Source organism: Nonomuraea jiangxiensis (assembly GCF_900099965.1).
GTDB classification, from domain to species: Bacteria; Actinomycetota; Actinomycetes; order Streptosporangiales; family Streptosporangiaceae; genus Nonomuraea; species Nonomuraea jiangxiensis.
Window position 1 is genome coordinate 303,950 of the sequence record NZ_FNDJ01000004.1, and the last position, 14,525, is coordinate 318,474.

The window sequence follows — 14,525 nt, forward strand, 5'->3', positions numbered from 1 at the left end:
TCAGGTCAGGTGCGCGACGATCATGCGGACGGCCAGCTGGGTCTCGCGGGCGTCCAGCGGCTGCCTGGACACGTGGTGCGGGCCCGCGCCCAGCGGGCCGAGCGACAGGTCACGGCTGCCCGCCCGGCCGCGGCCGAGCGCGATCGTGGCCGCCTCGCCGCCCTCGGGGACGACGCTGCTGTGGAAGCGGCCGGCGGCCAGTGTGTAGGTGTCGCCGCGGCCGAACAGCTCCACCAGGCCGGTGGCGTGCCGCACGGTGCGGGGGGTGGGCGAGATGTGGTCGCCGTCGGCCCCGCTGACCACCTCGAACACCCGGTGCGTGGCGTCCGCGCCGGCGTCGGTGACCACCGCGTGCACGTTGCGCATCTGGCCATATAGCACGTGGCTCACCAGGTCCCAGCTATGGCAGTGGATCTGCGAGGTGGTGCTCTCGGCGTGCGCGAGCGAGTCGGACCACAGATGGATGCATACCCCGTCGCCGCCCTCGCGCTCCAGCGGCAGGCAGACGAATCCGAGCGGGTGCCGCACCGCGGTCAGGCCGTCCCTGGACAGGACGTCGCGGGCCCACGACCGGGCCGCGCCCTCGCGCAGGACCTCGCGTACACCCTGGTAGCTCATGGCCCGTGCTCACGTCCCGTCCGGTGGCGCGCCGTACGGGTCCACGGCGCGCAGCGCCTTGCGGGCGACGTCGACGACGTCGCGGCCGTTGTAGGACCTGGGCAGGGGCACCCCGATCCGCTCGAACAGGTCCTGCACCTCTTCGAGGGTGGGCTCGTCGCCGAGCGGCACCCGGTTGTACATCTCCAGCGGCACCCGCCGGGCCTGCTCGAAGCTCAGCCGCAGCTCGGTGTCGCAGTTTTCGTAGTAGAAGGTGCCGGCCAGGGCGGTCATCGCCATGTTCGGGTCCTCCACCGTCATGATCAGGCGGGAGGCCGACAGGTCCCAGCGGAACGTGGTCATCGTCGAGGACAGGCCCACCCCGATGTCGAGCAGGCCGTAGCGCTGGCGGTGCCAGAAGGCGGCCAGGATCGTCGCGTACGACTCCTTCCTGACCCGGTCGGTCGTCCACGTCTCCCCGGTGGCGTCGGGGGAGTCGGACAGCGAGCGGCGGTAGCGGGCGTAGGCCTCGCAGACCTCGAGGTTGGACGGGTCGATGATCTCGATCCGGATCGTGAGGTGGCGCTTGATCCGGCGGGCGGCGGCCACGCACTCGGGCAGGGTGACCGCGCGCAGGTAGGTTCCGGTGCCGCCCTTGAAGCTCCACCTGGTGGTGTCCTGACGGGCCTCGGCGTGGGACTGGGTGATCTCCTGCTTGCTGCCGAGCACCCGGACGAGCTGGAGCGAGTCGAGGGCCTTGCGGGTGCCGGTGACCAGCGTCTCGATCTCCTCCAGCCGCGTCAGGCGCATGGGCAGCTCGGCCAGCGCCCCGGAGGTGATCGTCTCCTCGACGGGGGCCTGCCTGGCCCGGTCGCGCAGCAGCGCGGTGGCCACCAGCGCCAGGATCACCAGGGTGGCGGCGCTGACCAGCTGGCTCTGGATCTGGTCGCCCTGCTTGCCGAAGATCTCGTCGGGCATGATGCCGAGCACGCCCACCACGATGGCCAGCCCGAGGGCGATGGCGCCGTCGGCGTTCTGCGCCGCCCATGGCGTGACCCGCTTCACCGCCGCGATGAACCGTGCCATTGCCCGCCCGCCGTCGAACGATCAGTCAGTTCCCGAGGTCATGGTAACTACCGGGCCGGTCGACTGCCAGGGAGCGATCACCTGGCGGAAGGTGCCGGAGAACCTGGCTCCACGTCTGGTTCGGAGCCTGGAGCAGGCGGGCGGCGTCCGGCGCCGCCCGTGCTCACCCGGCACCCGCTCAGAACCACCCGCGGTGGCGGGCCATCTGCTCCAGGCCGCGCTGCAGAGCCTGGTCCGCCGAGTTCGGGGGGTCGTCGTAGCGGATGGTGAAGCGGTTGTAGGCGTCGTGGCTGGAGGTCAGGAAGCCGCCCCGCTTGTCGGCCTCCAGGATGACGTCCATCTGCCGGGGCCCGGCGATGAAGGTCAGCTCCAGCTCGTTGAAGTGGCGCCGCCACTGGCCGCCCGCGTAGTACTCGATCTCCTGGAAGAACGGCATCGTCGAGCCGTACAGCGTGCCGCGTTCCAGGTCGGCTTTCTTGAACCGGAAGCCCAGCCGGTCCAGCGCGCCGATCACGTGCTCCTGGACCGGCAGCGGGCTGACGAACAGCGGGTCCAGGTCGCCCTTGTCGAGCGCGCCCGCCAGCGCCAGCTCCGTCTGCACGCCGAGCTTCATCCCGTGCAGCGGGTGCCCGGCGATGGCGCTGATCGGGGTCTCCCACGGGACTCCGATCTCGAACGGCTGCTGGTGCTGCGCGCCCGCGGCCAGCTGGAACGTCCCCGCGACCTGCTGGCGCAGGAAGCTGTAGGTCGTCTTGTACTCGTTGTCGCCCGACTCGACCTCGACCACCGCGGTCAGGTCGATGTAGATGCCCTCGACCTTGTAGTCGGAGTTGCCGCCGCGGAAGTGGACGACGCCACGCAGTGCCTCGCCGGGCCGGACACCCGTGTTCGTCAGCACCGTGTCTACTTCGACGCCCGCGCCGAACGCGGCCATCAGCTTACGGAACACCATGGGGTTCTCTCCTATGCGGAAGGTGTGGTGCGGCCGTTGACAGGGCCGTTCGCTGCGGCCGAGATGCGGGGGAGCAACTGGGCCAGGATGAGGGTGGAGAGCGCGGAGTCCGACTGCCCCTGCTGGATGCGTACGACCAGCGGCTGGGGCGCGTTCTCCGCGAGTCTGGCGCCCACGTCGAGGCGCCTGCGGGCCAGCTCGTACTGCAGCACGGCCCGGTTGTCCCGGTACGACTCGGCCAGCCGGCGCAGCGCCTTGGCCTCGTTCTCGGCGGCGGTCAGCTCGGCCCGGCCGCGCGCCTCGATCTCCCAGGTCACCCGCTGCGCCTCGGTCTCCTGCTCCTCCAGCATGCGGGCCACGTCCTTGCGCGCCTTGTTGTGGGCGGCCTTGACCTCGACCACGCGGGCGTCACGGGTCTTCTTGGAGCGCTCGATCTCCATCAGCAGGGTGTCGATGCGGCGCTTGCGGGTCAGCTCCCACTCACGCTCGTACGCCGACAGCTCCTTGGCCACCTTCTCCCGGGTGGCCAGGTGCTGCTGGTACTGGTCGGGCAGCTGGACGTCGGGGATGTTGGCGCCGGTGACGCGCACGCCGTACCTGCCGAGCTGGCGGTTGAGCGCGTCCTGCATGTCGCCCACGTCCGAGCCGCGCAGGTCGTACGCGCGTTCGGTGTTGACCCGGCGGCTGCGCTGCCGGATCGCGTCCTGGACCGCGCTGGAGAGCACCAGGTCGAAGTTGCCCGCGCCGATCGTGCGGACGAACGCGACCGGGTCCACGATGCGGAACTTCAGGAAGAACTCGATCGACTTCAGCGGCACGTTCTCCGCCGTGGGGCAGGCCACGATGGGGGCCGAGTACGGGATCTCGGTGGAGGTGTCGACCACCGCGTCCACCCGGTCCCACGGCAGCCAGAGGTAGTGGCGGCCGGGCGGGAGCGTGCCGGTGATGGCGCCCCAGCGGCTGCGCACACCGGTGGTGCCCTCCTCGATCTCGATGATGGCCTTGCGCCACATCGTGACCAGCGCCACCACGAGGAAGAACAGCGCCGCCAGCGCGCCGATGAGGGTGAGGTCGGTCAGCAGCGCCATGCCGGCGAAGTAGAGCGCCAGGAACACCAGCGCCACCCAGGTGAACCCGCGCCGGTCCTTGGGGATGACCACCGGGACGAGCTGGCCCTGTTCGCCACCGCGCAGCAGCTGGCGGATCTCGCCCCAGGAGGCGAGCGATTCCTTGATCTTGGAGAACTCTCTGGTCATCAGACCTCACCTTGTGAGTGGTGCTTGCCGCCGGGAAGCAGCCGTTCGACCGTGCGTTCCAGGTCCGCGTCGGGCTCCGGCGGTTCCTGGGGCTCGTTCACGTCGGCGGCGGTCTTCGCGAGCAGGGCGTCGATCTCGTCCGCGCGGCTCTCCACCCGCGCGCCGATCTCGTCCAGCCGGGCGCGGATGGCGGACATGTCCTCGGCGGAGTACAGCTCCGCGCCCTTCCCGCCCACGAGCTGCTGGGCCAGGGCCAGGAAGTCGATGTCGGTCTCCTCGCCCACCTGTACGACCTGCGGCAGTTTGGTGGCGACCGACTCCAGCTTGGCGAGCAGGTCCTGCTGGAAGCGGTAGTCGAGGATCTCGGGCGCCTCGGCGGCCGACAGCGCCCGGATGTCCAGCGCCTGTGCCTGCAGCAGCGCGGCGTTGGCGTCGGCCGTGGACTCGGCCTCGACCAGGCGCTGCCTGGCCTGCGCGGTGGCCTGGTGGGTGGCGCGTTCGAGGGCGGTGTCCATGCGGGCCTGGTAACCGGCGATCTCCGCCTGGATGGCGCTCAGCGTCTCCTGTAACCCGGCCAGCTCCTTGATCAGGTCGCCCTCGTTCTGCTCCTTGCGGAGCTGGAGCTCGTACTCGTAGGTGTAGGCCTCCTTGGCGACGCGGACCATCTCGGGGGCGGCCAGGTCCATGCGGTATTCCTGGCTGGACGGCTCGGCGTGGGTGATGTTCACGTCGGTGAGCCGTACGGCGGGCAGGAACTGCTGGTTGAGGCTCTCCAGCATGCCCAGGGTGCTCTCGCCCACCAGGTCGTAGATCTCCTCGGCGCGCTGGGCGTAGATGAGGGACCGGGTGACCTCGCTGATGGCGTTCTGGAGCTTGGACTGGAAGCCGCTGACCGAGCCGAGCACGAAGATGAACTCCGCCGGGTTCTCGATCCTGAACTGCAGGAACAGGTCCACGCTCGCCTTGACGCCCTGCTGGGTCGGCGCCTCGCTGATGGGGGCGTTGAACGGGTATTCGCGCGTGGTGTTGACGATGTAGCTGACCCGCTTCCACGGGTTGAACAGCGTCACCCGGCCCGGATCCGCGATGTGCACCAGCTTGCCGAACTGGGTGATCAGAGCCTTGCAGCCCTCGGGCACCATCACCACGCTGCGCCGCCACCACAGGAACCCGGCGGCCAGGACCAGCACCACCCAGTAGTGCGGCCCGAAGATCAGATCAGTGTTCGGGATGACGTTGCCGAGTGCGCCGATGAGGCCGAGCACCACGAGGATGCCCAGCGGCACCACCACCTTCGCGGTGCCGCCCTTGGGGATCACCACCGGCGAGATGACGTGCATGCCGTTCTCCGCGAAACTGCGGTTGACGATCTCGCCCGCCTCGCTCAGCGACGCCGACCTGGCCTCGATGAGGGTGCCGACGGAGACGCCGCCGTCTCGGGCGGCGGCGAAGTCGTACGGGTTCAGCCTGAAGTCCTGGGCCTGGCCGGTCAGTTGCCCCGCCTGGCCGACCACCTGCCCCACCGCTTGCCCGACCGCCTGCCGTACGTCACCCCCTCGGGCCACCGTCTGGGCTATGCCCGCACCCGCCTGGACCAGCGCCTCTCTGGGTCGTGACATTGAACCTTCCTTTTCCGCTACAGGCGATTTAGACCGTATCGGGTGTGACTTACATTTCGCTTGCAATAGGCATCACATGTCTATTGCGTCCTGTAGTAGTCATGCCTCATATGTAGCAGATCTGCTACTTAGCGGATTGATGGGAGCAGGCCGACGGTCAGGCATGAGCGCGGCTCGCTCGTGCGACGGCGCCGCGATCGGCACCGTGGTGGATCGGCTGAGAAGATATGCGGTGATGAGCGAGACCGTCTACAACCGCATCGCGCTGCTACGCGCGGAGCGGCACGTCACCCGCAGGCAACTGGCCGAGGCGCTGGGAGTGCACTACCAGACCGTCGGCTATCTGGAGCGCGGCGAGTACAGCCCGAGCCTTTACCTCGCGTTGCGGATCGCGGGGTATTTCGAGGTTCCCGTCGAGGTCGTCTTCTCCACCAGCCCTTTCCCCCGGATCGGGGAGAGGACGGTCTGACCGATTCTGTCGGTCGGGCCGCCTACAGTGGCAACATGCGACCGGTCACAGATTTGCAGCGTAGGGTGGCGCCCTTCGAGGTCGTCACCGAGATGACGCCGTCCGGAGACCAGCCGACGGCCATCACCGAGCTGGAGCGCCGCGTCAAGGCCGGGGAGAAGGACAGCGTGCTGCTGGGCGCCACCGGCACCGGCAAGACGGCCAGCATCGCCTGGCTGATCGAGCGGCTGCAGCGGCCGGCGCTGGTCATGCAGCCCAACAAGACGCTGGCCGCCCAGTTCGCCAACGAGCTGCGGGAGATGCTGCCCAACAACGCTGTCGAATATTTCGTTTCTTATTACGATTATTACCAGCCTGAGGCATACGTCCCGCAGAGCGACACGTACATCGAGAAGGACTCCTCGATCAACGACGAGGTCGAGCGGCTGCGGCACTCGGCCACCAACTCGCTGCTCACCCGCCGCGACACGATCGTGGTGGCCTCGGTGTCGTGCATCTACGGCCTGGGCACCCCGCAGGAATACGTCGACCGCATGGCCCGGCTGCGCGTCGGCATGGACGTCGACCGCGACCAGCTGCTGCGCCGCCTGGTCGACATGCAGTACACGCGCAACGACCTGGCCTTCACCCGGGGCACGTTCCGGGTGCGCGGCGACACGATCGAGATCATCCCCAAATACGAAGAGCTGGCCGTACGCATCGAGATGTTCGGCGACGAGATCGAGAAGCTCGCGACCATGCATCCGCTGACCGGCGAGGTCATCACCGAGGACGAGGAGCTCTACATCTTCCCGGCCTCCCACTACATCGCGGGCGAGCAGCGCATGGCCGCCGCCGTGGCCGGCATCGAGGCGGAGCTGTCCGAGCGGCTGGCGGAGCTGGAGCGCCAGGGCAAGCTGCTGGAGGCGCAGCGGCTGCGGATGCGCACCACCTACGACATCGAGATGATGCGGCAGATCGGCACCTGCTCGGGCATCGAAAACTACTCGCGCCACCTCGACGGCCGGGAGGCGGGCAGCGCGCCCAACACGCTGCTCGACTACTTCCCCGAGGACTTCCTGCTGGTGCTCGACGAGTCCCACCAGACGGTGCCGCAGATCGGCGCGATGTACGAAGGCGACGCCTCCCGCAAGCGCACGCTGGTCGACCACGGGTTCCGGCTGCCGTCGGCGCTCGACAACCGGCCGCTGAAGTGGGAGGAGTTCCTGGAGCGCATCGGGCAGACGGTCTACCTGTCCGCCACGCCCGGCCCCTATGAGCTGGGGCGGGTCAAGGGCGAGGTGGTCGAGCAGGTCATCCGCCCGACCGGCCTGGTCGACCCGGAAATCGTCGTCAAGCCCACCAAGGGGCAGATCGACGACCTGGTCCACGAGATCCGCGAGCGCGCGGAGCGGGACGAGCGCGTCCTGGTGACGACGCTGACGAAGAAGATGTCCGAGGACCTGACCGACTACCTCCTGGAGCTCGGCATCCGGGTCCGCTACCTGCACAGCGAGGTCGACACGCTGCGCCGCATCGAGCTGCTGCGGGAGCTGCGGACCGGCGAGTTCGACGTGCTGGTCGGCATCAACCTGCTGCGGGAGGGCCTCGACCTGCCCGAGGTGTCGCTGGTGTCCATCCTCGACGCCGACAAGGAGGGCTTCCTGCGTTCGGAGACCTCGCTGATCCAGACCATCGGCCGCGCCGCCCGAAACGTCTCGGGCCAGGTCCACATGTATGCCGACAAGGTCACGCCGTCGATGGAGCGGGCGATCGACGAGACCAACCGGCGGCGGGCCAAGCAGATGGCCTACAACGAGGCCAACGGCATCGACCCGCAGCCGCTGCGCAAGCGGATCGCCGACATCCTCGACTCGCTGCAGCGCGAGGACGCCGACACCGACCGCCTCCTCGGCGGCGGGCGCCAGCAGTCGCGCGGCAAGGCCCCGGTGCCCGGCTTCGGCGGGCGGGCGGCCGGCCAGCACGCCAAGGCCATCGCGGGCGAGATGCCCCGGGCACAGATGGAGTCCCTCATCGACTCCCTGACGGAGCAGATGCACCAGGCGGCGGCCGACCTGCAGTTCGAGGTGGCGGCACGACTGCGGGACGAGATCAAGGAGCTGAAGCGCGAACTGCGCGACATGCGCGAGGCAGGCGTCAAGTAGACCGTCCGCCGGACGTCTACGACTTGTCCGGGGCGGGTGTCGAGCCGCCCGCCGCCAGCCTGCGTGGCTTGCTGGTGTGGCTGCCGACCGGACCGCCGCTAGACCTGTACGACCGGTATGTCCGTATGTGGCTGTGTGGGGGTGTGGCGCGGGTGGCCGGCCCTGCAAGACGGTACGCGGGCGTGTAGCGCGGCTCGCCGGAACTGCACGACGGTACGCGGGAGTGTCGCGGGTGGCCGGACCTCGCGACAGTGCGCTGGGGTGTCGCGCGGGTGGCCGGACCTCGCGACAGTGCGCTGGGGTGTCGCGCGGGTGGCCGGACCTCGCGACAGTGCGCTGGGGTGTCGCGCGGGTCGCCGGACCTGCGCGACAACTGCATGTCGGGCTTGGCGCAGGTCGTGTGGGCGGGTGACGGCCTGCGCGAAGCGGGTGTCGCAGCTTGGCTGAGCTGGGATGCGGAGCATGCCCGCTGAGCGGGTGGGGAAAGTTTCTCCCGCCGGGAGGTGCTCGGCTGCCGGGGGTGCTCGGTCCTGCGGGAGGTGCTCCCTCTGGCGGGGGGTGCTGGGTCCGCCGGGAGGTGCTCGGCTCGTCCGAACGCGCTCGGCCCGTCCGAAGGTGCTCGGCTGCCGGGGGTGCTCGGTCCCGCGGGAGGTGCTCCCTCCGCCGGGGGCGCTCGGTCGGGCGGGAGGTGCTCGGTCCGCTGGAAGCGCTTGGCCCGGCGAGGGGACTTGGTCGATGTCATTTGGTCCGGCGGGAGACATTTGGTCCTACCGAGGGACGTGTGGCACGACGGCGATGTGTGGTTTTGGTGGGGACGTTGTCGGGGGCCAGAGCGGGACGTTGTGGCCCCCGATGGTTGTGCGCTTGTGTGGGGGGGCGGGTCCGTGAGCGGGGTCACGGGGACATGCCGGCCTCCTTGCGGAGCAGGGCGGACAGGGTGTCCGGGTCGGTGGCGGGGACGCCCTTGGCGGCGAACCAGGTGGCGACGTTGCGGGCGTCGCGGTCGAGGAATGTCGGGCCCGCCGGGTGGGCGATCACGTCCACGATCTGCGGCAGGTCGATGATCACCAGCCTGCCGTCGTGGACCAGCAGGTTGTACGGCGACAGGTCCCCGTGGGCCAATCCCTCCCTGGCCAGCGTGACCATGGCCGACACCAGTTGCTCCCACAGGTCGTCCAGGTCCTCGGTCACCTGCGCCAGGCGGGGCGCCGCGTACCCGTCCGGCGTACCGATGAACTCCTGAAGGATCTCCGTCCCGACGATCTGCACCGGGTACGGCACCGGCACCCCGAGCTCCCACAGCCGGCACAACGCCGTGAACTCGGCCACCGCCCACTGGGCGGCGATCACCTGCCGGCCGAAGGCGGTGCGGTTGGCCATGGCCCGGTTCATCCGGCTTTCGCGGGTCCGGCGGCCCTCCAGGTAGCCGGAGTCGCGGTGGAACATGCGGTGATCGGAGGAGCGGTACCGCTTGGCGGCCAGCAGGCACACGCGGTCCGTGCCCGGCACGCCCCGGGAGATCAGGTGGACGTCGGCTTCCTTGCCGGTCTTGAGCACGCCGTGCTCGGTGTCGACGGCGGCCAGCTCGGTGACCAGCCAGTCGGGGTACGGTCGGGGGCCCTTCTCCGTCGGGGTGCTCTGGTCCCAGGTGGACCAGCGGTCACCTTCGGGCGGCCCGTCGTCGGTCTCCGGGGTGCTCTCCAGCCATTCGATGTCGTCGGCGTCGAGGGCATGCTTGCCACGGCTGCGGTGTTGCGGGTGCTTCGGCACGGTGGGATTGCTCCAGGTATCGAGGCCCACCGGCGCGGCGTTCGTCGATCAGGTCGGCGGCGGCCCGGTGGGAAGGTCTGAGGACGCGGAAAACGGCACGCGAACAGTCGTCGTCACAGTCTCAGCCTCCCTTCACGCCGCAGCGATCAACTAGCGCCCGAGTATGCCGGGGGCCACCAAGTCGCCGCAACCGATTAACGCGAGCCACAGCCGGCCCGGGGCTGGCGGGATACGCGGATATCGGAATGCGGGGGAATCGGCCGCGCGAGTACGGTGCGGGCATGCGACGTTGCCCCGACTGCGGTTACTGGGAGCCGGCCGGTGCCCCCGGATGCGCCCGATGCGCGGAGCGGGTGGACGGGATCGTCGAGGAGGGCTGGCGGGCGTTCCTGGAGCGCGAGTTCGGCACGTCGGAGCTGCCCGACGAGCGGCTCGTCGCCGAGATGGTCGTCGACGAGCCCGACAAGCACCCCTGGCGCGTGGTCGACGCCGCCTACGACCGCCTTACTTGTGTCGAATGCGGCGACCGGCTGAGCAGGGGGCCCGCCACGTGCGCCACCTGCAACCAGGCGAACGGTTTCCGCTACGTGGCCGTCGAGATCGACCGGCCCGGCGTCCCGCCGGGTAACGAGCACGCGCTGCGGGTCAACGTGGCCGTGACGCGCAGGCCGTACGGGATCTCGGATTCAGAGGTGCTGCTGCGGCGGCTGTCGCTGCCGGTCCTCCTGGCGGGCGGCCTGCCCACCCGCGCCCAGGCCCAGGCCACCAAGGCCATGGCTGGCAAGGGCGCCACGGAGGCCGAGCTCGCAGCGGCGATCTACCGGGGCTGGGGCCACGACCGGACGGCCGAGGTCAATCCGTGATCCGGTCAAGGTCGAGATCGATGTCGACATCGAATCCGATGTAGGTCTGCAGCCGCTTGCGGTGGATGCCTGTGGGAACGTAGACCTTGACCGAGGGCTCAAGCTCGAACGTGTAGGCCACGGGCTGGCCGTCCTCCTGCTCGACCCGCCAGAAGTATCTGATGCCGGCGTTGGAGTATTTGATCGGCTTGGTGGCTCGATCGCGCTCCCTGGATTCCTCCGAGACCACCTCGATGACGAGGTGCACGTCTTCGGGCTTGAAGGAGGTGCCTTTCGTGCTGAAGGCAGCCCTCTTGACCAGAAGGACATCCGGCTCCGGTCGCTGGCGCATGCCCAGCGTCACCGTCATCTCGCGAACCGCCATGAGGCCTTTGGGCGGACGTAGCGAATGCTCGAACAAGCGGAGCGCCAGCATGTGGAAGCCGGTCTGGGGGGACGTCATGATGAGCGACCCATCGATCAGTTCGACGTGCCGGGGCGCGTCGGGGGGAAGGTGATCGAGCATGTCGGCGGTCCAGCCGCCTGGAGGGCCGGGATAGAACCACTCAGGAAGGGCCATCGTCATCAATCTGCCTCCTCAGCGACCTCACGCGGCGAGGTCATTCTGCCACGTTCGGTAGCGGTCAAGAGAGGTCTTTGCGTTCCTCCATCGTGCGTCGGTAGAGCTCGTCGATCTGGTCGAGGGGGTCGGGGGCGTGCCGGCGGGCCTCGATCTCCAGGTCCGTACGGGCGTTGAGATCGTCGATGCCCGTCGCCGTGTGCCGGACCTGGTCGCTCATCAGGTCGGCGCGGATGCGGGCGCACATCGCCGTCAGCTTGGCCTGGTGCTGCCTGAGCCGGTCGAGCGTGGCGTGGTCGGCGAAGGAGGACATGCGGCGCTGCTGGGCGTACATCGCGAGTTGCCCGTCGTGCACGTCGGCCTGCGCCGACAGGTCGGCCATGAGCTGGGGCAGGTCGCCGAGGCCCCAGCCCTGGCGCAGGGCGTGGTCGACGGCCTGACGGGTGACGGTCAGCTCGCGGCGCATTTCGAGCCGGAGGCGTTCGACCTCGGCGGCGTCGCCCGTGCCCATCGCGTTGACGTGGGTGGTGATCCGGGCGGTGGCCTGCTTGGCCTTGACCGCCGCCTTCTTGCCCAGTTTGACGAGCAGCCAGATGCCCACCGCACCCGCCAGCAGGAGGAAGGCAAAAATCACCAGCACGATCACCAGAAATTCGCTGATTTCCGACACCTCCTGTGCGGGGTTGATGCCTTGAGGATAGTCGCCCGGAGCCGTATTGGCGCGCACAGCCAAGCAAGCACTTGATCGAGGTGGCGGGCTGTGTTTCAGTTCACATGGTCGCGGATCGAGCACGGGAAGACGGCGTGCCGGGCCGGTCCGCGCGGACGTTCGCGGAAGGGAGCGACAACCCAGGTGCCATACGCGGATATAGCCGGAAATGTCAGGCTCTTCTACACCGATGACGGCGACGGCGAACCGCCGCTGCTGCTCGTACACGGCTGGGGCACGGACTCGCACCAGTGGTCGTGGCACATCGACGCGCTCGCCGCCGAGCACCGCGTGATCGCCCCCGACCTGCGTGGCCACGGCTACTCCTCGGTCCCCGAGACCGGTAACACGCCGCGCGTGATGGCCGAGGACCTCCACCACCTCATCGCCGGTCTCGGTCTCCCGCCGGTGATCGCCGTCGGGCACTCGATGGGGGCCCAGGTGGTGTCGTTCGTCGCCGTGGAGCACCCGGAGCAGGTGCGCGCGCTGGTCACGGTCGATCCCGGCTACGGCATGACGGACGGGATCGCCCGCCTCTTCCCAGAGATGATCGCGGGCCTGCGCGGCCCGCACGCCCACGCCGTCGCCGAGTCGATCGACGAGTGGTGCACGAACGCCGCCACCCCCGCCGTCATCAGGCGCTGGCACAAACGCCGCCTGTACGGCATGCCGCCGCACGTGCTCGCCGAGGCGTTCGAGGCCATGTTCACCGCCCCCGGCGCCATCGGGGTGCGCCCGGCCGGGGACGACTACCTGGCCCGCCGGCGGTGCCCCGTGCTGTCCATCTGGTCCGACCCCGAGCGGGCGAGCTGGGAGGCGGGCCTGCTGAAGGACCGCGCGTCCAAGGTCGTGTGCTGGGAGGGCTCCGGCCACCGGCTGCACGAGGAGCGCCCGGCAGAGTTCGTGCACCTTGTGCGGGGCTGGCTGGGGTCGATCGGGCGTCAGGCCAGGGATTGACCCCGGGCCGCCCGTCTGCGGGCGCGGAAGCGGCGTACCTTCCTGATCAGCCACCACGCCCCCACCGCGAACAGCAGCAGCGCGACGATCACCAGCACCGGCGCCAGCACCGCGAGCAGGCTCATGCCCAGCGAGCCCGCGTCCTCCACCGTGCTCACGACGGGCGCGCCCACCCCCGCCGTCCCCGCGTTGATCATCGGCCGGGCCACCGCCTTGACCACGTGTACGGCCAGCGCCAGCACGATGCCCAGCACCCACCCGGCCCACGGGTTCTCCGACATCCATGTGGAGTTGTCCAGCTCGGCGGCGGCGCTCGTGGCGGAGAAGACGACACCGCCGGAGGCCGGGCGCACGACGGTCTGAATGGTGTCGTTGATGCTGTCCAGGGCGGGCACCTTGTCCACGACCGTCTCGGCGAGCAGCAGCACCGCGAGGACCGCGAGCACACCCCAGTTGGACAGCCACGAGTAGCCGTCGGGCAGGCGCACGGCGTCGGTGAAGTTGGCCAGCACGCCCACGACCAGCAGCGGGATGTAGGCGTTCAACCCGGCGGCGGTGGACAGGCCCAGCCCGGTGAGTGCGGCGATCACGTTTCCTAGTCTGCCCGTGCGGCCTCGTCCATGACGCGTTCCAGACCAGATCCGGTGAACTCGGTCACCGCCCGCTCGTACTTCTCCATCCCCCACGACCAGAAGTCGAAGTCGATGCTCTCGTTCGCGCCGTCCTGGATGGAGGCCCAGAGCGTCCAGCCGTACTTGGACATGAGGCCGAGCAGCCGGGCCCGGGCGATCTTGTGCCGCAGGTGGCGGCCGTAGTAGGCGGTGACCAGCTCCTCCAGGTGCCCCAGGGGCAGGTTCGACTCGCTCCAGACGTTGCCCAGCTCGAAGCAGGCGTCGTTGTTCCCGGAATACTCGTAGTCGATCAGTCGCAGGCGCCCGCCGTCGTCGAGGATGTTCCCCGGCAGCAGGTCGTTGTTACACGGAACAGTGCCAACATCCCTTTTTTCCAGACATTTCCGAATTTTTGCCACGGCGGGCATGAAATCGAGATATTTCGCAGGAAGTCGGTATCCACGCTCCTGAACGATCGCCAAATACCCCCGCTGCACCTCGAACATGTCGAAATCCCGGACGAACCGCGGCCCCGCGTGCAGCCGCCGGCACGCCTCCGCCACCCGCGGCAGGTTCGCCGGGTCCCGCAGATCGGCCTCCGTGAACGTCCGCCCCGGCAGGAACCCCACCACCAGCACCCCGAGCTCGGGCAGGTAGGCATGCACCGGCGCGCCCACCCCGGCCCGCGCCGCCGCGATCGAGTTGGCGTGCTCGGCGTCCCTGTCGATCGCCAGCAGAGCGCCGTCGCTGGCCCACACGCGTACGACGTATTCGCCGGACGGCGTCGTGACCTTGTAGTTGTGGTTGGTCAGCCCGCCCGGCAGCTCCTCCACGGAACGCGGCAGGCCGGACAGCAGGGGGATGCGATCGAGGACCTCGGGCACGGCCATGGTAGATGCTACTTCCCCGTCATATGAGTGCACGATCTTTGTT

General features: G+C 69.2%; 14 protein-coding genes. 4 read left to right on the forward strand and 10 right to left on the reverse strand.

Translation table 11 applies throughout. The features are described 5' to 3' along the window. The 5 genes from BLS95_RS10785 to BLS95_RS10805 form a co-directional block, all read right to left on the reverse strand. Positions 1–618 (reverse strand): hypothetical protein, encoded by a 618-nt coding sequence (locus BLS95_RS10785; protein ID WP_090930766.1) that lies wholly within the window; start codon positions 616–618, stop codon positions 1–3. A gap of 9 nt (positions 619–627) precedes the next feature. Next, positions 628–1,683: a hypothetical protein gene (locus BLS95_RS10790; protein WP_245764976.1), complete on the reverse strand. Its 1,056-nt coding sequence runs from the start codon at positions 1,681–1,683 to the stop codon at positions 628–630. Between the two features lie 178 nt (positions 1,684–1,861). Next, complete coding sequence (locus tag BLS95_RS10795) at positions 1,862–2,635, reverse strand: sporulation protein (protein ID WP_090930767.1); 774 nt, start codon at positions 2,633–2,635, stop codon at positions 1,862–1,864. 11 nt (positions 2,636–2,646) lie between these two features. Continuing rightward, complete coding sequence (locus BLS95_RS10800) at positions 2,647–3,891, reverse strand: SPFH domain-containing protein (protein ID WP_090930768.1); 1,245 nt, start codon at positions 3,889–3,891, stop codon at positions 2,647–2,649. Next, a complete protein-coding gene (locus BLS95_RS10805) occupies positions 3,891–5,510 on the reverse strand; it encodes an SPFH domain-containing protein (protein WP_176993124.1) in 1,620 nt (539 codons plus the stop codon). Before BLS95_RS10805 ends, BLS95_RS10800 begins: the two co-directional genes overlap by 1 nt. 235 nt (positions 5,511–5,745) lie before the next feature. On the opposite strand from BLS95_RS10805, the gene BLS95_RS10810 reads away from it, so the two are divergent. After that, on the forward strand, positions 5,746–5,979 hold the full coding sequence (locus BLS95_RS10810) for a helix-turn-helix transcriptional regulator (protein WP_090931023.1): 234 nt from the start codon (positions 5,746–5,748) through the stop codon (positions 5,977–5,979). Between the two features lie 35 nt (positions 5,980–6,014). Next, on the forward strand, positions 6,015–8,123 hold the full coding sequence (gene uvrB, locus BLS95_RS10815; protein ID WP_090930769.1) for an excinuclease ABC subunit UvrB: 2,109 nt from the start codon (positions 6,015–6,017) through the stop codon (positions 8,121–8,123). A gap of 894 nt (positions 8,124–9,017) precedes the next feature. On the opposite strand, the gene BLS95_RS10820 is transcribed toward uvrB, so the two are convergent. Beyond that, positions 9,018–9,893, reverse strand: coding sequence for a serine protein kinase RIO (locus BLS95_RS10820; protein ID WP_090931024.1), 876 nt, complete (start codon positions 9,891–9,893; stop codon positions 9,018–9,020). 281 nt (positions 9,894–10,174) lie between these two features. Between BLS95_RS10820 and BLS95_RS10825 the strand changes: the two genes are divergently transcribed. Beyond that, entirely contained in the window at positions 10,175–10,756 is a 582-nt protein-coding gene (locus BLS95_RS10825; protein ID WP_245764977.1) for a hypothetical protein, read from the forward strand. Here the strand turns inward: BLS95_RS10825 and BLS95_RS10830 are convergent. After that, on the reverse strand, positions 10,746–11,321 hold the full coding sequence (locus tag BLS95_RS10830; RefSeq protein ID WP_090930770.1) for a Uma2 family endonuclease: 576 nt from the start codon (positions 11,319–11,321) through the stop codon (positions 10,746–10,748). The two genes, BLS95_RS10825 and BLS95_RS10830, sit on opposite strands and share 11 nt — an antisense overlap. Before the next feature lie 58 nt (positions 11,322–11,379). After that, the gene (locus tag BLS95_RS10835) at positions 11,380–11,985 is read right to left on the reverse strand and encodes a hypothetical protein (RefSeq protein ID WP_090930771.1); all 606 of its coding nucleotides are present in this window, start codon (positions 11,983–11,985) and stop codon (positions 11,380–11,382) included. 183 nt (positions 11,986–12,168) lie between these two features. Between BLS95_RS10835 and BLS95_RS10840 the strand changes: the two genes are divergently transcribed. After that, positions 12,169–12,981: an alpha/beta fold hydrolase gene (locus tag BLS95_RS10840; protein WP_090930772.1), complete on the forward strand. Its 813-nt coding sequence runs from the start codon at positions 12,169–12,171 to the stop codon at positions 12,979–12,981. Here the strand turns inward: BLS95_RS10840 and BLS95_RS10845 are convergent. Then, positions 12,966–13,571 carry a DUF4126 domain-containing protein gene (locus BLS95_RS10845; RefSeq protein WP_090930773.1) on the reverse strand — a complete coding sequence of 202 codons (606 nt, stop codon included), beginning with the start codon at positions 13,569–13,571 and terminating at the stop codon, positions 12,966–12,968. The genes BLS95_RS10840 and BLS95_RS10845 overlap by 16 nt on opposite strands. A gap of 5 nt (positions 13,572–13,576) precedes the next feature. Continuing rightward, positions 13,577–14,482 (reverse strand): choline/ethanolamine kinase family protein, encoded by a 906-nt coding sequence (locus tag BLS95_RS10850; RefSeq protein WP_090930774.1) that lies wholly within the window; start codon positions 14,480–14,482, stop codon positions 13,577–13,579. Between the last annotated feature and the right edge of the window lie 43 nt (positions 14,483–14,525).